The sequence below is a fragment of the Streptomyces sp. NPDC001851 genome (genome assembly GCF_040297165.1).
Lineage (GTDB): Bacteria > Actinomycetota > Actinomycetes > Streptomycetales > Streptomycetaceae > Streptomyces.
Genome location: NZ_JBEOYR010000035.1, coordinates 14,156 through 32,954, shown reverse-complemented (window position 1 = coordinate 32,954; position 18,799 = coordinate 14,156). Strand labels below are relative to the sequence as shown.

Here is an 18,799-nt window from a genome sequence, read left to right as displayed (position 1 = left end):
TACCGTACGTGGTATGGAAAACTCGAGGCGTCCCCCGCGGGGCACAAGGAAGAGAGACGTGCCTCTGACCGAGGCCGGGATCTATGCCGCCGCCCTGCGGCTCATCGACGCGGACGGGGTCGAGGCGCTCACCATGCGCAAGCTCGCGACCGTGCTCGATGCGAACCCGATGTCGCTGTACCACCATGTGGCGAACAAGGAAGCCGTGCTGCGCGGTGTGACGAGAATGGTGGGCGCCCAGTTTCGCACCGTGACGCTGGAGGACGCCCCCTGGCAGGAGCGGATCCGCCTGCTCGCCACGGACTTCCGGACGCTGGCGCACCGGCACCCCAAGCTGATGGCCTACTCGTTCAGCCACCAGCCGGACTTCATCCAGCCCGACGACCCGTTCTGGACCGCGCTCACCGCGATCGTGGCCGCTGCCGGTGTGCCGCAGTCGGAGGTCTCGGAGATCGCCGCGCTGATGGTCGCCGTCGTCATCGGTGTCCTCACCGCAGAACTGAACGGCGCACTCCACCAGTGGTCGACCCTCACGTCCCACGGCCCTGAAGCCGGCGAAGACGGGGCCGCGGACGCAGACCCTGCCTCTACGAGTGCGGCCCCTGAAGGCCCTGACCAGGACCACATGTTCCGTCTCGTGATGGACACGCTGATCACGGGCCTGGAAGGCCGCCTCACCGCCGGTCGTGACGGCCGGCACGCCGGCCATTGAGCCAGTCAGCCTGAGACGCTGCGCCCCAGGCGCCGGTGCCTGGGGCGCGCCCGCAGTCGGGCGATGTCAGGCTGCGACACACGGGAGTTGTCCCGTCACATCGGATGAGACCGCCCGGCGGGGTGGTTCCGCATCCAGCTTCATTACGGCAGCCGTATGCCGACGCTGAACCGTGAAATGACCATGGTCGTTGGCTTGTCCCTGGTCTCCCTCCTGAGGGGGAGACCGTCGGCCTCGTCGAGCTGAATCACCCGCGTCATCCGTTCACCGAGGCGGCTTCGCTGTCCGGAGGGCTGCCCCCATGTCCCATAACGCCACCGTCGCTGCTTGCGCCGCGGAGACCACACCTGAGAATGTGGCCGACCTGTCGCACCGGCGTCGCTGGTGGATTCTGGTGGTCATTTCCCTGTCGATGCTGATGGGTGTCCTCGACGGCACCATCGTGAACATCGCCCTGCCGTCCGCCCAGCACGACCTGGGCTTCTCGGACGCCGACCGGCAGTGGGTGGTCACCGCCTATGCGCTCGCCTTCGGCAGTCTGCTGCTGCTCGGTGGCCGGGTCGCGGACCTGGTCGGTCAGAAGGTGACGTTCCTGGTGGGGCTGGCCGGCTTCGCGGCCGCTTCCATGGTGGGAGGTGCGGCGAACGGCTTCGCCATGCTCGTCGTCGCGCGTGCCGTCCAAGGCCTGTTCGCCGCCCTGCTGGCTCCGTCGGCCCTGTCGGTCCTGATGACCACCTTCACCGATCCGCGCGAGCGGGCGAAGGCCTTCACCGTCGCGGGCTCGGTCGCCGGTGCCGGCGGAGCCATCGGCCTGATCCTCGGCGGCGTGCTGACCCAGTACCTGGACTGGCGCTGGACCATGTACGTCAACGTGATCTTCGCGGTGGTGGCGTTCGCCGGTGGGGCGGCCCTGCTGCACCGCACCCCGCGTGACACGACCTCCAAGCTCGACGTCCCCGGCACTCTGCTGGCCTCCATCGGACTGTTCTGCCTGGTCTACGGGTTCTCGAACGCCGAAACGCACGGCTGGGGCTCGCCGGCGACCTGGGGCATGCTGGCAGTCGGCGTCGTACTGGTGGCCGTCTTCGTGTGGTGGCAGGGCAGGGCGGCGTCTCCGCTGCTGCCCCTGCGGGTCCTGCTGGACCGCAACCGCGGTGCCTCCTTCGCCGCCCTCTTCGTCACCGGCGCGGGCATGTTCGGCGTGTTCCTCTTCCTCACCTACTACCTGCAGCAGAGCCTCGGCTACAGCGCCCTGAACACCGGCTTCGCCTTCCTGCCCCTGATCGTGGCGTCGTCGTCCGCCTCCGCTGTGGCCAACAACGTCCTGGTGGCGCGCATAGGACCGAAGCCGGTGGTCCCGCTGGGCATGGCCATTGCGGCCGCCGGGCTGATCTGGATGACCACGCTGGACCTGAACAGTGGGTACGTGACGCAGGTACTGCCCCAGCTGGTGCTCGTCGGCATCGGGCTGGGCACGGTCATCGCGCCCGCCATGAGCCTGGCGACCTCCGGGGTGGCGGCCGCCGATGCCGGCGTTGCGTCGGCCGCAGTCAACACCCTCCAGCAGATAGGCGGCTCCATCGGCATCGCCCTGCTCAGCACGATGGCCTCCGACGCAGCCACCGGCTACCTCTCCGGCCGCAATCCCAAGAACCCCGGCGTGCTGGCTCAGGCCGGCCTGGAGGGCTATTCCACGGCCTACTGGTGGTCGGCGGCCGTCTTCGTCACCGGCCTGGTCATCACCGCCCTGCTCTACCGCCGGGGTGTGCCCCAGCAGGATGAGAACGCTGCGCCTGTCGTGCACATGTAGCGGGGCAGACAGTGCCGTGAGGGCCAGCGGAAGGTGTACCGCGGTCCGGGTTGCTGGAGCGGCTTTGCCGTCAGTACCCGGCCTCACCGCTCGCTGGGGCTGCCGCCACAGCCAGAGCCGCGAGACGATCTGGTTCGAGCAGCGCATCGAACGTCGTCAATGGAGAACTCGACCTCCTCCAGGCCCCAGCTGCTCAGCTGTTGAGCGACGTTCGACTGCGCCCGGGACACGCAGACGGGGTCGGCGTCCCATCGTCGTGTGGTCGATCAGCCGGCAGCAGGGCTTTGAGCACGGTGTCGCAGGTTGCCTGCAGGGAGGAGGTCGGCGGTTCCGTCAAGGCCCACCACGGCGGGCCGCACATGCCCCGCGGGGCGAGGGCGCACTGGCGGGAGACGGGGTCGTAGACGGCGTACAGGCAGGTGGCGTCGATGTCCCCGGCCTCTTCGATGGTCGGCTCTGTGGCGGATTTGGCGGACAGGCGGATGACGACGTCGTCCAGGTGGGTGAGGAGTTCGCCGGGCGGCAGGTCGATGTCGGCCAGGGTGCGGACGGCTGTCCGCAGCCGCCCCATGGTGGCGGCGTGGATGCCGTGTCCGACCGCATCGCCCACCACCTGGGCGACGCGGGCTCCGGACAGGGGGACGACGTCGTACCAGTCGCCGCCGACGCCGGCCTGGGCCCCTGCGGGCAGGTAGCGATAAGCGATCTCCACGGCCGACTGCTGTGCGGTGTGCTGCGGCGGGTTGCCGCGTGGCGGCTGGTCTCACCGGGGCGGGTCGGCCGCGGAGTCGCGGCGACCATCCTGACCGAGGCCGGCTTCGGCCTGGCCGCCCTCGACGCCACGACTGCGGACATCCACTCACCAAGGCGGTGGACACCGAGGCGCAGACGTCCGTGTGCCTGCCTCAGGTCGCACCATGCCGGGACTCACCCTTCGGCGAGGAGGTGCGCCAGGAAGCGGTCGAAGTCGCTGTGGCCGAGCTCGGCCCCCCGGGGCACCGCTGCCTCCGTTTCCTGCAGGAACGCCTTGACTTCCTGCGCTGGGGCCTTGAGCAGGGCCGTACCGGACGGCGGGTTGAGAAGGATGTACAAGTCGCGGCGGCCCTCCTCGCCGGCGGGCCATATGCGAACGTCTCCCTCGCCGGCGGGACCCTCCAGGCCGTCGATCAGCAAATCGCGCCCGATGATCCATTCCACCGGCTCGTCGCTGTCGACATGGGTGGTGAATGCGGCATGGACCACATAGGGATCACTCGGCGCATACCGCAGATTCATGATCACGGGCAAGGACGTCGCATGTACGCCGACATGCTTCACGGGTAGCCCCTGGATCACAGTTCTCAATGACTTCATTGGGTCTTACTCCTGGTGCTTCGAGTCATCCGGGGAGGGCCGTCGGAAGGGCTGTCGTCGGATTCAAAGAGGCTGCACAGACGGAGATGTGACGAACGGTGGTTGCCGGACAAAGGGCGCCTTTGTCTCAGCGATCGACGCTGAACCGGTTGTGGTTGTGGTGAACCGACTCGTCACGGTCCCCACCTCGACGCCGGCAAGGGCCACCGCTGGTGGGTCGCCATCGACGACACCGGAACCACCATCGCAGGGCCGCCGGATACCGGCCCTTCCGGCCGCGTCACTCGTCGCAGGCCGAACGTCAGCGCAAGGGAGAGTCCACGGTGGGCGTCAGCAGGGTCTCGTCGAGGCCGACGATCTGGCTGATGTCGAAGCCCTCCATGTCCGCGCGGAATTCAGGACTCGACAGGTACGCCTGCAGTCGTTCCCGCACGTCGTCGGTGTCCCTGTAGGAAACGAGGGCGTAGAGCCGGGGGGGTTCGTTTCCGGGCGCCGCGGGGCCCGTCCAGACGCCGTGGGTGGTGATCCGGTGCTTGGCCAGACCGGGAATGTGCTGGGCCCAGATTTTCTCGTAGGCGGAGAGCGCGTCGGAGCTGCACAGGGTGTAGACGCGAAGCTGGTACTGGGACATGTCAGTGGTTCCTTTACTTCTGAGCATGGATGGTCGGCGGTCAGTCTTGGGGGAGGAGGTGTGCCAGTTCGGCATCCCAGTCGATGAGTCCGGACTCGGTACCCCGAGGCACCAGAGCCTGGGTGTCCTGAAGGAAGGACGAGATGTCGTGCACGGGGACCTCGAGCAAGGCGGTGCCTGCGGCAGACCCGAGGGCGATGTAGATCGACTCGTCACGCCGCCCTGCGGCCGACCAGATCCGGACGTCCGCGTACCCTGCGGAACCCTCCAGACCATCAGCCAGGAGATCCCGCCCCAGGACCCATTCGACCGGCTCGTCACAGTCGGCGAAGAAGGCGGCACGGACGACATAGGGATCAGCGGGCTCGTAGCGCAGACGTACGCAGAGCGGCAACGAGTAGACGTGCGAGACGACCAGCTGCACGGCAACCCGCCGTTCTACGCCCTTCAAGGACTTCTTCATCGGCTTCCGCTCCTGGGTAGGGCTCGGCGGTGCCTCACACCGATCTGTGGCGAAGAGGCAGCGCGGGCGGAGGCGGTACCGCAGGGCGCGGGCGCCGGACGGCACCGGCGCACCGCATGAGGAGTGGCGCTGCACTCACTCGGCCTGCGGCCGGGGACGCCGCCCGCCGACCGGCGGACGGATCCCCGCCGCCGGCAGGGACGGGGCCGAGGGGAACCGCTTGCGCACATGGCCGATACCCGTCTCACCGGTCGTCGCGGCTCAGGTCATGGTGGTGCCTGCGCCCGCCGTCGTGCTCGTGGCGGTTCCCGTCGTGGCGGTAGGACCTGTCGGACGCCCAGCCGTGTCCCTCGCCCTCCCCGCGGTAGAAGTGGCCATCGCGGTAGTAGAGCCCGTCGCAGTCGTGCCGGGTCGAATCGCTGCCGTGGCGGTCCTGGTGCCAGCCGCGGGCCTCGTCGCAGGAGTAGCCCCGCTCAAGCAGGTAGCCGACACCGTGGTCCCAGCGGAAATCAGCGGCCACGGCCCCGTCGGCCGTGTGCTGGGCGTGCGTGGACGCAAGGGGCGCGGCCGAAGCGGTGCCCCCGGCACCGAGAACGGCGGTACCGGCGACCGCGACGGAGGAGACAGTGAGGGCGATGCGCTTCGCGAGCTTGTTCATGATCTTTCCTTCTTGAGCGGTGATCTGCGCCAACGGCGGTTCTGCCGGGCGATGTTGACGCCCGGCGTGGTCCGAGCGAGCAGTTCCATACGTCGTATGGAAGTACGTTTCCATTGTTACCATACGGCGTATGGAAATGTCGAAGTGGCGAAGGTAACAGGACGCGGTCGGGTCGGCCGGACGGCGGAACGGCGGCCGGAGCGGGGCCGGGTGATCGGTGGCTTCAGTGGCCCGGAGATCGCCTCTACCCGCGGTGCGATCACGGGACCCGGGCGGCGTGCTCCGTGCTAGCGTTGCGCGTTTGCAGCGTCGCTGTGCCGGTGCCCCGTTCGGTGTCTCTGGCTGGTGGCCGCGTCCCTGCCGCGCCTTCCCCGGTACGGTCCCTTCGGAGGAAGGCTCTCTGTGAGCGAATCAGCACGTGCCGATGCCCGGCACCAGAACGATGTGTCCGAGGCGTCGAGCGCCACGTCGGCGGTGCCCACGGCGGCGTCCTTCGCACAGCTGGGGTTGCCGGCCGAGATTCTGCGGGTGCTCGATGAGCACGGTGTGACTGTGCCCTTCCCCATCCAGGCGGCGGCGCTGCCGAACGCGCTCGCGGGACGGGACGTCCTCGGCCGGGGCCGCACAGGATCCGGCAAGACGCTCGCCTTCGGGCTGGCGATGCTCGCCCGGACGGCCGGGCAGCGCGCGCAGCCGAAAGAGCCGCTGGCGCTCGTTCTGGTGCCCACCAGGGAGCTGGCACAGCAGGTCGGTGGGGCGCTCACCCCGTACGCCGAGGCGCTGCGGCTGCGGCTCGCGACCGTGGTGGGCGGAGTGTCCATCGGACGTCAGGCCGCCGCGCTGCGGGATGGCGCCGAGATCGTCGTCGCCACGCCCGGCCGGCTGCACGACCTCATCGGGCGCAAGGGCTGCCGACTGGGACGGGTGCGCATCACGGTCCTGGACGAGGCCGACCAGATGTGTGACATGGGGTTCCTGCCGCAGGTCACCGAGATCCTGGACCAGGTGCGTCCCGACGGGCAGCGGATGCTGTTCTCCGCCACCCTCGACGGCGACGTCGACCAGCTGGTGCAGCGCTACCTGCGCGACCCCGCCGTCCACTCCGTGGACCCTGCGTCGAGCGCGGTCTCCGCGATCGAGCACCACGTCTTCGTCGTGCACGGCCCGGACCGGTACGCCGTGACCACGGAGATCGCCGCTCGGGACGGCCGCGTCCTGCTGTTCCTGGACACCAAGCACGGCGTCGACCAGCTCACGCGGCATCTGCGGGCCAGCGGCGTGGCCGCCGCCGCCCTGCACAGCGGGAAGTCGCAGCCGCAGCGCACCCGGACCCTGGCCCAGTTCAAGAACGGGCAGGTCACCGCGCTGGTAGCGACGAACGTCGCCGCACGCGGCCTGCACGTCGACGACCTCGACCTCGTGGTCAACGTCGACCCGGCCACCGACCCGAAGGACTATCTGCACCGCGCGGGCCGCACGGCCCGGGCCGGTCGCTCCGGCACCGTCGTGACCCTCGCCCTGTCGGGACAGCGCCGCGAGACGAGCCAGGTCATGGCGGACGCCGACGTCGCCCCCAAGGTCAGCAAAGTGCGGTCCGGCGAGGCGGAACTGAGCCGGATCACCGGCGCCAGGGCCCCCTCCGGAAATCCTCTCGACGGCGGGCAGGCCGTACCACGGCCCAAGAACCACAACGCCCCCTTCCGCGGCCTGGGCAGCACCAAGGACGCGAAGGGCGGCTCCGGCAGCAGGCCGTCCCGGAAGAGCAGCGAGGCCCGCAAGCTCGCGGAGGCCCGCAAGGCGGCCCGGGTGCGGCGCGGCGGCTGAGACCGGCTTCCCGGCCTGCCGGGCGCTGTCTTCGTCTCCGCTGCTGGACGGATACCTCCCAGGGAGCCTGCCCGGCGGCTGAGCGGGTCGCCGGCCCCCGCCGCCCCGTCCGGGACTCAGTCGAACAGCGGTGCCAGCGCGGTGTCGCCCGCCAGGATCCGCCAGGCGGGTACCCGCACCGTCCGGCTCACCGGGCAGGGCTTGGCCCCGTGGCCTCCGGAGGGCAGTCCGGTGAGCAGGTCGGCTCGCGCGTGGACGAGCCGAAGGTGCCGCGCGGGGTCGTCGCCGGGCCCCGGGCCGGGGTCGATCAGCACCGCCGTGTTCATGCCGGCGTCGGTGAACAGCAGGTCCACCGGATGTCCGCCCACCAGCGCCGTCCGCTCCAGATCGGTGATACCTCGTCCGGTCAGGTACCGCTGCAGGCGGTCGGCGAGGTCTTCGCGGACCGCGGTCACCGGGCCGGGCGTTCCGGCCTCGGCTGTCGTGCCGTCCTCGCCGGCTTCCAGCGGGGCCGAGCGCGCTGCGAGGAGGGCCGGCAGGCCGCTCTGGTCCTGCCAGAAGGCGCGGCCGCCCACGGTGATCAGCTGCGACTTGGCCCGGGTGACCGCCACGTTCCACAGGTTGACCTGGCTCGCGACCCAGTGCGCCGTCCGGGGTGGCGTGTTGCGCGCCGCCACCGGGCTGAGCACCATCACGTCGCGCTGTCCGCCCTGGAAGGTGTGGACGGTGCCGACCCGGACCCGGTCGTCGTCCCGCCACATCCGTGCCAGTGTCTCCTTCTGCGCCCGGAACGGCGTGACCACTCCCACCGTCGCGTCCGGCGGAAGCCCTGCCAGCAGTCCGTCGACCACGCGCCGGACGGCCTCCGCCTCCTCCACGTTCCGCCAGGACTGCCCGTCACCGCCGCGCGCCGATCTCCCTCCGGGTACGTCGACCCAGCCGAGCACCGGTGCCGGGTCGGCCGCTCCCACCGGGTCGTGCGCCGGTACCTGCCGACGCACGTCGGTCAGCACGCGCAACCGGCCGCCGTAGCAGTGGCCGTTGACGACATCCGCGATCCGTGGGTGGCAGCGGTAGTGCTCGTCGAGGAGCAGCGCGCTGTCGCCGTGCTGTTCGGCCGCGTGGTACGAGGAGTGCACGTGGTAGGTGAGGCGATGGTGCTCCAGTTGCGCGGCGCTCAGCCCGGCCCGCGTCCGTGCCTGACGCTCCTGCTGCGGTGACACGCCGGGGATGTGCCCGAGCTGCATGGGGTCACCGATGATCAGTGCCCGGCGGGCCCGGAACAGCAGCGGCAGCACCGAGGGGATGGAGCACTGGCTGGCCTCGTCGATGACGACGAGATCGAAGAGCTTCGGGGTGAGTTCCAGTTGCCGCACCGAGTGGGTGCTGACGGCCCACCCCTTGATGTGCGTCATCAGGTTCTTCTGGCTGCGCTGGTGGCCGGATCGGCGGCGCAGTGCCTGGAGCCGCTGGTTCATGAGCCCGGCGGCCCGGCCGAGGGTCTCGGCGGAAAGCGCGCGGGACAGTTCCGCCGACAGGCCGGACAGCGCCCCCGCCGTCACCAGACGGGACTCCTTCAGCCCCTCCTCGTCCCATTCCCCGTGCCGGCGGACGAGTTCCCGCACCTCCTGCTCCACGGACACGACTGCGGCCAGGGACTCCAGCAGCTCGGGCGGCACCGGTCGTCCCGCCGCCCACTCCGGCCATGCCGGCCCGGCCCCCTCGGAGTGCTCCGCGCCCGCCGAGACCAGCGCGGCGAGCGCGCGCCCACGCCGCCATGTCCCCAGCTGCCACCAGCGGGCCACGGCCGTCTTCCGCGCCCTCTCGGCCCACAGGCCCAGCGGTGCGACGCCGTCCGGGTCCTCCGCCCAGACGCCTTCGAGCAGGGACAGGGGCAGCTCCAGGGCAGCGGCCCGCTCCTCACGGTCCCGGAGCAGCTCCAGCAGCCGTTCCTCCTCGCCGACGCGGTGTGCCGCCTCCGCCCGCAACCGGTCGGCCGTCCCCCGGGTGTTGCGCAGCTCGCCACCCACGGTGGCCGAGCCGCGCCGCGGCGCCTCGACCGGTTCGGCGAGCAGCCGTTCCAGTTTGGCCGCCTCCCGCACCAGCGCCTCCGCGTTGCCCGTCCGCATCAGCAGACCGGGCGCGATCTCGTCGCAGCGCTGGGCCACGACGTCCACGGCCTCGTTGTTCGTGGAGGCGACCAGCACCGACTGCCCCGCGGCGACGCAGGTGGTGACCACCGCTGTGACGACCTCGCTCTTGCCCGTGCCGGGCGGGCCGGTCGCCACCGTCAGCGGCTGTGTCATCGCCGAGGAGATCACCTGCTCCTGGCTCTCGTTGCACGGCCCGGGAGTGATGGGTGTCACCGGGTCCGCAGCGGTGGCTGTCGTGGCCGGCGCCTGCCGGGCCCCGCCGTTCAGCAGCGCGTCCATGGCGGTGCCCGCGATCTGCTCGGTCCGCGTGGAGATCTGGAGCAGGTTGTCCACCAGCGCCTGGGTGGCCATGGCCTCCGCGCCCGAAGGCACCAGCAGCACAGCCGCGTTGTGCGCACCGGGCCGCAGTGCCTGCATGACCGTACGGTCGCTGAGCGCGGACGGGTCCAGCGGTTCGAGTTCCGGCAGCCCCAGCTCGTCCAGCAACTCCCGGACGGCGCGCAGCATCTGGGCGTCGTTGCCCTCCTGCCAGGCCGGCTGCCATCGGGCCACCAGGTCGGCGGCGTCGCCCGCGTCCAGGAGTTCGGAGACGACCCCGCTGTGCAGGGACGGCACACCGCTGGGCCGGAGGACGTCCCGGCCGTCCTCGTCCGGCGCCAGCTCCATCTGCTGGACGATCAGCGGCGCCAGCTCCACCGTCGCGCGCCGCCCCCGGCCCCCGTCCCGCGCGGGCAGCGTGATCGCCGGATACCCGTACCAGTACTCCTGCCGCGTCCCCGCCTCAGCGCCCGGACCGGCCCGCCCGTCCTGGGGGCGGGGCAGCGATCCGGGCGCGACGATGTGCGGTCCGCGGCCCGACTGGATGGTCTCCTCGCCCTGCGCCAGCAGGAAGTACTTCTCGTTCCGGCCGCCGTCCCGGTCGGGCCGCATTCCGGCCGCCGCCTGTGCGGTGAGGCAGTCCGCGTAGTACCGCAGCAGCCGCTGCCGGTCGACGCCGTCCCGTTCGTCCAGCTCGGCCAGTGCCCGGGCCTTCAGCAGCGTGGGGGAGCGCCGGGCGGCTTCGGCGGCGTCGTGAGGGAGCGCGGGGAGCCGCACCGGTCGTGCCACCGACCGGGCGAAGGGAAGGCTCCGGGTCGCCCTGATCGTGGACTTGGTGGGCCGCTGCTCCTCGGGCACGCCGTCCCGGGTCATCTGGGCGGTCAGGTAGTCGAAGAGGTCGTCCGGGGTGATCCAGCCGCCCTCCTTGATCCGGCCGTTGCGCAGCCCCTCGACGATCTCCCCGGTGAACCGTGAGGTGCCGAGGCTGGACCCGGGCGGCGCCATCGCGGAGGCCGCCTGGAGAGCGTCGGACGCGGTGATGAAATACACGCCGGTCGGCCGCAGCAGGGTGCTCGGCGTGGGCCGGTCCGGTTCTCCCGACGGGCCCTTTGCGGTCCAGCCCTGAACGACGGAGCCGCTGGAACAGCAGTCCAGCAGGACCACTTTGGAGGCGGCCCGGCAGGACTGCAGCATCCTCTCCAGGAACTCCGCCGGTACGGCCGTGCCCGGCAGGTCTGCGGGGTCGGTGTCCCGGGTCAGGAAGTACAGCTGGCCGTCCTGCTCGCAGTACTCGCCGTGCCCGCTGAAGTAGAGCAGCGCGGTCTCACTGGGCTGCCGGGCCTCCAGGAACGTCTCGACGGCGTGCAGCATCTCCGCGCGCGTCGGCTCGGCGGCCAGCGCGCAGTCGTTGTACATGCCGATCTCGGTGTTCTCCAGGACCGCCCGCATGTAGTGCAGATCGGCCCGCACGGCCGGGAGGTCCGCGTACGCCTCGCTGTCGTACGTGGAGACGCCAACGAGTAAGGCGTGGCGGTCGTTGTCGGTCATCGCCGCTCAGCCCGCCGTCGTGCCGTCGCCGCCGTCGTCCGCGAGGAACCGCTCGATCAGCGTGTCGTCCTCGCGGGCCTCCTTGCCGGTGATGTGCAGGACCGCGCCGTCGGGCCGCTGGACCACGATGGTGCGCTGAGGGACCCGCGCCAGCCACGTCTGCACCAGGGCGACGACGAACGAACCGGCGCTCAGCAGCAGTCCCACGGTCTCGGCGGACGGGCCGCCTTTGTCGTCGACCCGTGCCGGCCCGCCGGGCTGGGGAAGGTCCAGCCTGGCCGTGGAGTCTGCCGCGGCGAGCGCGGCGAGCAGTTCGCGTGCTTCCTTGCGGGCGCGCAGCGGGTCCTCGTCGACGACGGAGATGCGGTATCCGGTGTGGTTGTCGTGCATGGCGGTGTCGTGCTCCCCGTGAGTTCACCGGCTCCTTGCCGGGCGAACGACACTAGCGCCCGGCACTGACACCGGACGCCCCGTCCGGCTTGGTTCTCCAGGCCGTTGGCGTGAAAGTGCTTGGCGATGGCCGAGCCTGTGCGCAGGCCGGCATTCCCGGCGTGCGCGCGGGACGTTGCCCTCGACGGCAGGGACGGCTGCGGGCTCACCGGGTGGACCTGTTCACGCGGATCAGCGTCTGCTGTCCGTTGGCGACGAGCTTCCGCTCGCCACCGTCCCGGACGCCGTTCTCCGGCGTACCCGGCGATCAGTCCGGCCACCGCCGGGACGAGCGACCTGGCCGAACTGCTGACGACGCATCCCTCGGCTCGTGGACTGCTCCCAGCGAATGGCCCGCCCGGTCTACGGCGAGGTGGGCGGGTGTGGGGAGCGGAGCACGAGCAGGGTGATCTCGCTGGGGGCGAAGACGCGGAACGGCGGGCCCCAGAAGCCGGTGCCGCGGCTGGTGTAGAGGAGGGTACGGGTGCCGTGGTGGCTGAGGCCGGCGAGGGCGGGCTGGTCGAGACGGACCAGGTGGTGGAAGGGCCAGATCTGGCCGCCGTGGGTGTGGCCGGAGAGCTGGAGGTCGACGCCGGCGGCTGCCGCCCGGTCGATGAACTTGGGCTGGTGAGCCAGGAGCAGGACGGGCAGGCCGGGGTCGGCGCCCTGCAAGGCTCCGGCGAGGTGGGCGCGGTGCCCCGCCAGGCCGGAGGACTCGGCGGTGACGTCGTCCACGCCCGCGACCACGAGGGTGTCGCCTCCGCGTTCGAGCAGCAGATGGCGGTTGCGCAGCGGCTCCCAGCCCAGCTCGTCCATCAGGTCGACCCAGCCCTGGGCCTCGCTGTAGTACTCGTGGTTGCCGGTGACGTAGACACGGGCCCGGGTGGCCCGCACGGTACCGAGTGGGACGGCCTGGGCGCGGCGGCGTTCGGCCGTGCCGTCCGCGATGTCGCCGGTGTGGCAGACCAGGTCGGCTTCCAGGGTGTTCACCGTCTCGCACACCCGTGCCGACCAGCGGGCGCGGTCGAGGGGGCCGTAGTGGGTATCGGTGATGAGGACGACACGGAAGCCGTCCAACCCGGCACCGAGCCGGGGGAGTTGCACGTCGAGCCGGCGCACGCGTGGCACGCGGCGGGCCTCGGCATACCCCCAGGCGAGCAGTGCGGCGGTGATGCCGAGGACGGCCCACGTGACGGTCCGGGCCCTGTCCTGACTCTCGCCGACACCGGCCACGGTCAGGGCGAGCCGCAGGAGGACGCCGAGCAGAACGGACCAGGTGAACAGGACCCAGCTGGTGCCCAGCAGGGTGTCACCGACGAGCGCCGCCCGGTCCTGCTGGCGCCGGCCGTGGCCGCGCACCATCGCGAGCGGCATACATATGAGGCCGAGGGCGAACAGGGCGGTGCCGGCCAGCGTTACGGGCAGCGGCCAGTGCTGGCCGCCGTACAGGAGCACCCAGCACGGCACGGCCCACAGCAGGACGGGGGCGATCAGGGGGATGTAACGCATCAGGCGGTGCAGTCGGCTCTGCCGCGCTGCTTGTGCTTCACCCTCGGCGGGCCGGGTGCTGCTGGTGTCGGTCACGCTTCCCCTCCCTGACCAGGCTGCTGTCTCGCGCACTGTATCCGGTCGCCCTCGGGCCGGCCGGACCGGCGTTCATGGCCGAGGCACCCTCGGGGCGCAGGGTTCTCCGCGGGACGGCAGGACTCCGCCGCAGACACCTTCCTTGCCATGAGCCGCGATCAGGCCGCTACCGCCCCGGTTGGGTACTGCCGCCAAGGGAACGCGCGTGGGGGCCACCCCGCGCTTGGAGGCCGATGCTGCCGGGTTGACCATCGCCATGACCGACACCCGGGGTGCCCGCATCACCGCACGCCGCGATGCGCTGGGACGCCCCGTGCCGCCGGCTGTGCCGCGCCCATGCGCAGCAGGGGCCCGCCGCTGATCGCGGTGAGGGCGAGGATGCCGACACCGGACACCAGGATCGGGACGTTGACCTGCGTGTACTTGGCGACGACGCCGGCGGTGATCGCGCCGAACGGCGAGACGCACACCGACAGCAGACGGAACGCCCCGTTCACGCGGCCCGGGATGTCCGTCGGGATGGTGGTCTGCCGGAACGCGGTGATCAGTGTCTGCCAGGTGGCGATGCCGAATCCGACGGCTCCGAACGCGACGGCGGCGACGATGGACACGCGGGTGCCGCCGAGGAGCAGGCAGGAGACGCCCATGACGGCGAGGGCGGCCACGGCGCCGGGGAGGACGCCGATTCTCCGCCGTACCCAGTCGCTGCCCAGCCCGCCGACGATCCCGCCGAGCGCGTTGGCGGCGAGGAAGAAGCCGTACGCGCTCTCCGGCAGTGCAGCCACGTGACGACGTAGAGGACCATGAGGACGCCGAGGCTCATGGTGAAGAAGTTCAGCGCGCCGAACACCGGTCCGCGGCAGCAGCATCGCCCCGAGCAGGAACGAGGCGCCGTCGAGGAGGAAGGGAGCTGCGGCGGCGAAGGCGGAGCCGGCCGTTGGCCGTCGTAATCCGCCCTGTCGGCACGACCTTCGGCAGAAAGGCCTGAGCCGTGACCAGGAAGACGGACTCGCCCATGCCGAGCACCGCCGCGGCGACGTAGACGAAGAGGCGCTCAGGAGGCCGGCAGGCCGTGGTTGCCGCGCGCCCCCCTGCCGTCCTTATCGCAAGCAGGACCAGAGGCAGAAGCACCCGGCTGATCGATTACACAATGTGATTATAAATTACGTGAAATAAGCACAGTTGGGGTGTGCTGCTGCCATCATGGGCGCTCGCCACCGAGTTCGCTCGGCTGTTCATGGGGGAGGGCGCACGTGTCACGTGTCGAACGCATCGGGTTGATCCGGCAGCGGCGAGCCCAGCAGGCTCACCTGTTGGAGGAGCGCGTCGGTGCGCTGTCTGATGTCCTCGCCGGCCTGCAGACCATCGAAGCGCTGCGGGCGCAGCTGGTCGGAGTCGTGCCGGACGAGGCGAGGGACAAGCTCCAGGCGCTCGGGACGGACCTGCAGGGCCTGCTGAAGGACCTGCCTCTTGAGACGGCGGCGTTGAAGGTCGCCCTGACCCGGTTCAACCGCGAGACGCTGAACGTGGGCGTGATCGGACGCGCCCGGCAGGGCAAGAGCCGCCTCATCCAGAGCCTTACGGGCCTGACCGAGCAGGAGGTGCCGACCAGCGACGGGGACTACTGCACCGGCGTGACGAGCGTGCTGCGGCACGAGCCCGGCGAGGCTCGGGGCGAGGTGTACTTCCACACGGAGCGGTCGTTCCTCGGCGAGGTCATCGGCCCGTACTTCGCCAGGCTCGGCCTCGGTGACGCACCGCTGAGCCTCGCCGGCTTCGCGCGACCCCTCCCCGCGCTGAACAGCGACGACACCGAGGACGCGGGCCTCTACGCTCACCTGGCCGGCTTCCACACCTACCTGCCCGCATACCGCGACTGGCTGACGACCGGTCTGCCGCTGCCGATCCCCCGGCATCAGATCCGCTCGTTCGTCGCGCAGAAGGACGAGAACGAGCGGTCCCTGCACGCGTACCGGGCGGTGCGGGAGGTTCGGATCACAGCGCCGTTCGTCCACGCCGACTGGACCGGACTGTCCCTGGTCGACCTGCCGGGCCTGGGTGAAGCGAACCTCCAGGACGCCGAACGCATCGTCGGTGCCATGCAGGACGAGATCGACTTCGTGGTGTTCGTCCGCCGCCCGAACGCCCTCGGTGACGCGATCGGCTCCGAGGACCTCCGTCTGCACCAGTACGTCCGCGCCGGCCTGGGAAGTGGGCCCGCACTCAGCGAGTGCTCCTTCCTGATCGTGAACAAGTGCGTGACATCCGAGCTCGACAACTCCAAACAGGCCGAGCTCATGGCCCACCAGTGGCTGCCCGGATCCTCGTTCACCGTCGCGCAGACGCACATCGTCGACTGCTCCCGCAGCGACGAAGTCGCCGACGTGATGGAGAAGGTCGTCGACCACCTCCTGGAGAACCTCGACCACCTCGACGCCGCCCACCTGGCCGTTCGTGACGAAAGGGCGCGCGAGTTGCGTGACCGCGTCCGCCAGTTCACCGTGCGTGCCAAGAGCATCGCGGAGTTCGCGCAGCCGTCGTCCGTGTGGTTCCTGCCGTTCGTCGAGCTGTTCAACGAAACCCATAGCCGCCTGGCCACCGCACTCGCCGGACTCGTCCGCACGCTGGGACAGGAACGCTCCGTGCAGGACACGCTGCTCTACACGGCCCTGGAGGAGATCTACGAGCAGGCGGTGGCCGAGCCCGGTCACCCTTCCGCCGAGGAGATCGCCGCCAGGGCGGCGAGCGAGGGCGGGCTGAGCATCGCGTACGGCCAGTACCTCAACGAGGCGCGGGCCCGGCTGTCGCGGATGTTCCTCGAGTGCGAGGCCGCGCTCCACAGCCGTACCGTCGCCATGCAGCGGCAGGTCGCCCAGATCCTCGCCGGGCCCGGCGACCTCGCGAGTCTCAGCAGCAAGGAGGGGAGGGACTTCCTCCTGGACGTCGCCGCCCGCATCCCACGGGTCCGCGACGACGGGACCAGCGAAGTCCGTTATGCCCTTGAACTTCTGGCCGGCTTCCAACTCACCTACCGCGGAATGCTGCAGCACCGCGTCCGCGCATGCCTGGACGGGCTGCGCGCGGACCAGCCCGCGTACCCGTTTCCCGTCGCCGGGAAGGACCCGGGGACGGACGACACCCCCGTCACTCCCGACCTCGTACGGCAGATGCTCATCGTCTGCTACGACGAGGCCCTCTCCGCGTGCCGCGCCGACCTGCGGCATGTCCTGGTCGACCCGAGCGCCGCGATCTTCGCCATCGTCGAGGAGTTCTTCGACCGCGTCGTGTCCGCTGCCGGGACCGACGACGAATGGCGCATCTTCTACCAGGACATCCGCACCGAAGCCTGGCCCGGGAAGTTCGCCGCCCTCGCGGAGCAGTCCCACCACCTGCGCGAGTGGTCCGAAGCCGTCCGTGTGGTCGCCGAGCTGGTCGGTGAGACCGTCCACGAGCCGCAGTCGCAGGAGCGTGCCGCATGACCTCCGAGAAGTACACGATCCCGATCACGATGCTCGGGCCGACCGGCGTCGGAAAGACGTCGCTGCTCGCAGCCATGTACCGCAAGTTCGCCCACACGACGGGCACGACCGACCTCGATCTGACGCCGGAAGGCACCACGCCGGCCAAGCTCCAGGAAGCCAGTGCCCAACTCGCGAGACTCTCCCGGCAGGTCATCGTCACCGAGGGGGTCAGGGCCACGGGCATGAACGACGTCCAGCAGTTCCACTTCGGCGTCGGACGCAAGAACAAGACACCGCGCTTCACGCTGCGGTTCACCGACTACTCCGGGGAGTTGCTCCTGGAGACCGGCGGCGCGCTCCTGCAGCGCGTCTCCGACCAGCTCGACGTCAGCCCCGTCATCGTCCTTGCGATCGACGCTCCCGCGCTGATGTACGCGGATGGTGCCTACCACGAGGAGGTCAACCTCCCCGAGCAGATGTACGAGATCGTCAAGCGGATCCTGCAGCGCGACGACCGGCACCGTCTCCTGATTCTCGTCCCGCTCAAGTCCGAGCTGTACCTTGAGACCCCCGAGGGCACCCGGGCCCTCATCGACCGCGTCCACGACGGGTACAAATCGCTTCTCGCGCACCTGTCCCACCCCGAGGTCCAGCCCCGGATCGGGACCGTCGTCGTGCCCGTACAGACCACCGGAACGATCCGCTTCTCCTCCGTCCAGGACACCCCCGAAGGCCCCGCCTTCCGCTACGTCAGCCGCGCACTCAACGCGCGCATCAACCCGGTCGACGCCGAGCAGCCGCTCCGCTTCGGCCTCCGGTTCGCGATCAACGTCTACCGGCGCGAGCGCCGCGGCGCGTTCCGCAAGATGTTCGACTGGCTCAAACGAACCGATCCGGCCCTGGTCAAGGCCCTCGACGAGTTCTCGTCCGTCCCGCCGACCAGCCCCGGGATCCAGGTCCTGCAGTCCCATCCGCACCTGACCAACGATGACCGGAGCCGGCGATGAAGACCACCTGGTACGTCCAGTCGCGCGGATACCGCAGACAGCACGGCTACCGCTGGATCCAGGTCGACGACGGCCCGCCTGAGGCCTCCAGCGACGTCCTCCTGGACGGATGCCGCGGCTACTCCGTCAACGATCTCGTCGACGAGGACGAGCACACCCTCCTTCTGTTCGCCACGCCCGCGGCCACCGGTGAACCCCTGTGGACGCTGCTGGCCAATGGTCTCGCAGGCGATTCCACCCGGGGCGACCAGGCTCAGCGGCCGATCCGCGTGTGTGTCCTGGCGTACGCACACGGCCCCCTGCCGTCCCGGGCCATGCTCGGCTTCGCGCGGGCGTTCCTGACCGACAGCCTGCCCGCCCACCTGCCCGTCGACTACGGCACCAGCGACTGGCCCGGTTTCACGGTGACGACCGCGGCCTGGACCGACATGCTCGGCACCCTCTCCGACGACGTCGACCCCGCCCCCGACCCGCCCGCGCCGCGCACCGTCACCTCCGCGCCCAACACTCCGGAACAGCGACGCCGCGCCGCGGCCATCCTCAAACGCCTCCACGACACGCCCGCCCAACCGGCACACCGGCCCGCTTACCTGACCGGACTGGACGCACGCCCCGTCCTCGTGGTCAGCACCCACGCCACCCCCGAACACCGCGACCGGCTGCGCCCGTACCTGTTTCTGAGCCCCAGCGTGAGCATCGTCAAGACCGACGAAATGAGTCGTCTGCGAGGCGGAGCGATCAGCCGAAAGGTCAAGGACCCGAGGTACATCGCGGGCACCCTCGCGGCCGGCGCCGCGGTGTACGGGGTTGTGGAAGTCATCACCAAGTAACCGGTAGCCGACTTCCGG

At 70.5% G+C, this 18,799-nt stretch carries 15 protein-coding genes; 6 read left to right on the top strand and 9 right to left on the bottom strand.

Annotation, left to right across the window (positions count from 1 at the left end; genetic code table 11):
* Window positions 1–58 precede the first annotated feature (58 nt).
* A complete protein-coding gene (locus ABT171_RS36380) occupies window positions 59–712 on the top strand; it encodes a TetR/AcrR family transcriptional regulator (protein ID WP_351250691.1) in 654 nt (217 codons plus the stop codon).
* Window positions 713–1,013: 301 nt separating this feature from the next.
* The gene (locus tag ABT171_RS36375) at window positions 1,014–2,522 is read left to right on the top strand and encodes an MFS transporter (protein ID WP_351250690.1); all 1,509 of its coding nucleotides are present in this window, start codon (window positions 1,014–1,016) and stop codon (window positions 2,520–2,522) included.
* Between the two features lie 193 nt (window positions 2,523–2,715).
* Here ABT171_RS36375 and ABT171_RS36370 read toward each other — a convergent pair whose 3' ends face one another.
* The 5 genes from ABT171_RS36370 to ABT171_RS36350 form a co-directional block, all read right to left on the bottom strand.
* The gene (locus ABT171_RS36370) at window positions 2,716–3,234 is read right to left on the bottom strand and encodes a PP2C family protein-serine/threonine phosphatase (protein ID WP_503078035.1); all 519 of its coding nucleotides are present in this window, start codon (window positions 3,232–3,234) and stop codon (window positions 2,716–2,718) included.
* Between the two features lie 215 nt (window positions 3,235–3,449).
* Window positions 3,450–3,839 (bottom strand): SsgA family sporulation/cell division regulator, encoded by a 390-nt coding sequence (locus ABT171_RS36365; RefSeq protein WP_503078031.1) that lies wholly within the window; start codon window positions 3,837–3,839, stop codon window positions 3,450–3,452.
* A gap of 337 nt (window positions 3,840–4,176) precedes the next feature.
* A complete protein-coding gene (locus tag ABT171_RS36360; protein WP_351250688.1) occupies window positions 4,177–4,506 on the bottom strand; it encodes an NIPSNAP family protein in 330 nt (109 codons plus the stop codon).
* Between the two features lie 40 nt (window positions 4,507–4,546).
* The gene (locus ABT171_RS36355) at window positions 4,547–4,969 is read right to left on the bottom strand and encodes an SsgA family sporulation/cell division regulator (RefSeq protein ID WP_351250687.1); all 423 of its coding nucleotides are present in this window, start codon (window positions 4,967–4,969) and stop codon (window positions 4,547–4,549) included.
* Between the two features lie 244 nt (window positions 4,970–5,213).
* Window positions 5,214–5,627 (bottom strand): hypothetical protein, encoded by a 414-nt coding sequence (locus ABT171_RS36350; RefSeq protein ID WP_351250686.1) that lies wholly within the window; start codon window positions 5,625–5,627, stop codon window positions 5,214–5,216.
* Between the two features lie 402 nt (window positions 5,628–6,029).
* Here ABT171_RS36350 and ABT171_RS36345 point away from each other — a divergent pair, with 402 nt between their 5' ends.
* Entirely contained in the window at window positions 6,030–7,451 is a 1,422-nt protein-coding gene (locus ABT171_RS36345) for a DEAD/DEAH box helicase (RefSeq protein ID WP_351250685.1), read from the top strand.
* 116 nt (window positions 7,452–7,567) lie between these two features.
* Here the strand turns inward: ABT171_RS36345 and ABT171_RS36340 are convergent, their stop codons facing one another.
* From ABT171_RS36340 to ABT171_RS36325, 4 genes are all read right to left on the bottom strand, one after another.
* Entirely contained in the window at window positions 7,568–11,470 is a 3,903-nt protein-coding gene (locus ABT171_RS36340) for a caspase, EACC1-associated type (protein ID WP_351250684.1), read from the bottom strand.
* Window positions 11,471–11,476: 6 nt separating this feature from the next.
* Window positions 11,477–11,860 (bottom strand): effector-associated constant component EACC1, encoded by a 384-nt coding sequence (locus ABT171_RS36335; protein WP_351250683.1) that lies wholly within the window; start codon window positions 11,858–11,860, stop codon window positions 11,477–11,479.
* Between the two features lie 402 nt (window positions 11,861–12,262).
* Window positions 12,263–13,483: a metallophosphoesterase gene (locus ABT171_RS36330; RefSeq protein WP_351250682.1), complete on the bottom strand. Its 1,221-nt coding sequence runs from the start codon at window positions 13,481–13,483 to the stop codon at window positions 12,263–12,265.
* 281 nt (window positions 13,484–13,764) lie between these two features.
* Complete coding sequence (locus tag ABT171_RS36325) at window positions 13,765–14,268, bottom strand: MFS transporter (protein WP_351250681.1); 504 nt, start codon at window positions 14,266–14,268, stop codon at window positions 13,765–13,767.
* 468 nt (window positions 14,269–14,736) lie between these two features.
* On the opposite strand from ABT171_RS36325, the gene ABT171_RS36320 reads away from it, so the two are divergent.
* Genes ABT171_RS36320 through ABT171_RS36310 form a run of 3 tightly spaced genes read left to right on the top strand, consistent with a single transcriptional unit; the run spans window position 14,737 to window position 18,781 of the window.
* Window positions 14,737–16,962: a hypothetical protein gene (locus ABT171_RS36320; RefSeq protein WP_351250680.1), complete on the top strand. Its 2,226-nt coding sequence runs from the start codon at window positions 14,737–14,739 to the stop codon at window positions 16,960–16,962.
* Window positions 16,959–17,951, top strand: coding sequence for a TRAFAC clade GTPase domain-containing protein (locus ABT171_RS36315; protein ID WP_351250679.1), 993 nt, complete (start codon window positions 16,959–16,961; stop codon window positions 17,949–17,951). Before ABT171_RS36320 ends, ABT171_RS36315 begins: the two co-directional genes overlap by 4 nt.
* Window positions 17,948–18,781 (top strand): hypothetical protein, encoded by an 834-nt coding sequence (locus tag ABT171_RS36310; protein ID WP_351250678.1) that lies wholly within the window; start codon window positions 17,948–17,950, stop codon window positions 18,779–18,781. The genes ABT171_RS36315 and ABT171_RS36310 overlap by 4 nt, the downstream gene beginning before the upstream one ends.
* The last annotated feature ends 18 nt before the right edge of the window (window positions 18,782–18,799 follow it).

What these genes read in the sequence shown, in the direction of transcription:
- ABT171_RS36375 (WP_351250690.1), top strand. Translation starts at nt 1,014, where the DNA reads ATGTCCCATAACGCCACCGTCGCTGCTTGCGCCGCGGAGACCACACCT.
- ABT171_RS36360 (WP_351250688.1), bottom strand. Translation starts at nt 4,506, where the DNA reads ATGTCCCAGTACCAGCTTCGCGTCTACACCCTGTGCAGCTCCGACGCG.
- ABT171_RS36355 (WP_351250687.1), bottom strand. Translation starts at nt 4,969, where the DNA reads ATGAAGAAGTCCTTGAAGGGCGTAGAACGGCGGGTTGCCGTGCAGCTG.
- ABT171_RS36350 (WP_351250686.1), bottom strand. Translation starts at nt 5,627, where the DNA reads ATGAACAAGCTCGCGAAGCGCATCGCCCTCACTGTCTCCTCCGTCGCG.
- ABT171_RS36340 (WP_351250684.1), bottom strand. Translation starts at nt 11,470, where the DNA reads ATGACCGACAACGACCGCCACGCCTTACTCGTTGGCGTCTCCACGTAC.
- ABT171_RS36335 (WP_351250683.1), bottom strand. Translation starts at nt 11,860, where the DNA reads ATGCACGACAACCACACCGGATACCGCATCTCCGTCGTCGACGAGGAC.
- ABT171_RS36315 (WP_351250679.1), top strand. Translation starts at nt 16,959, where the DNA reads ATGACCTCCGAGAAGTACACGATCCCGATCACGATGCTCGGGCCGACC.
- ABT171_RS36310 (WP_351250678.1), top strand. Translation starts at nt 17,948, where the DNA reads ATGAAGACCACCTGGTACGTCCAGTCGCGCGGATACCGCAGACAGCAC.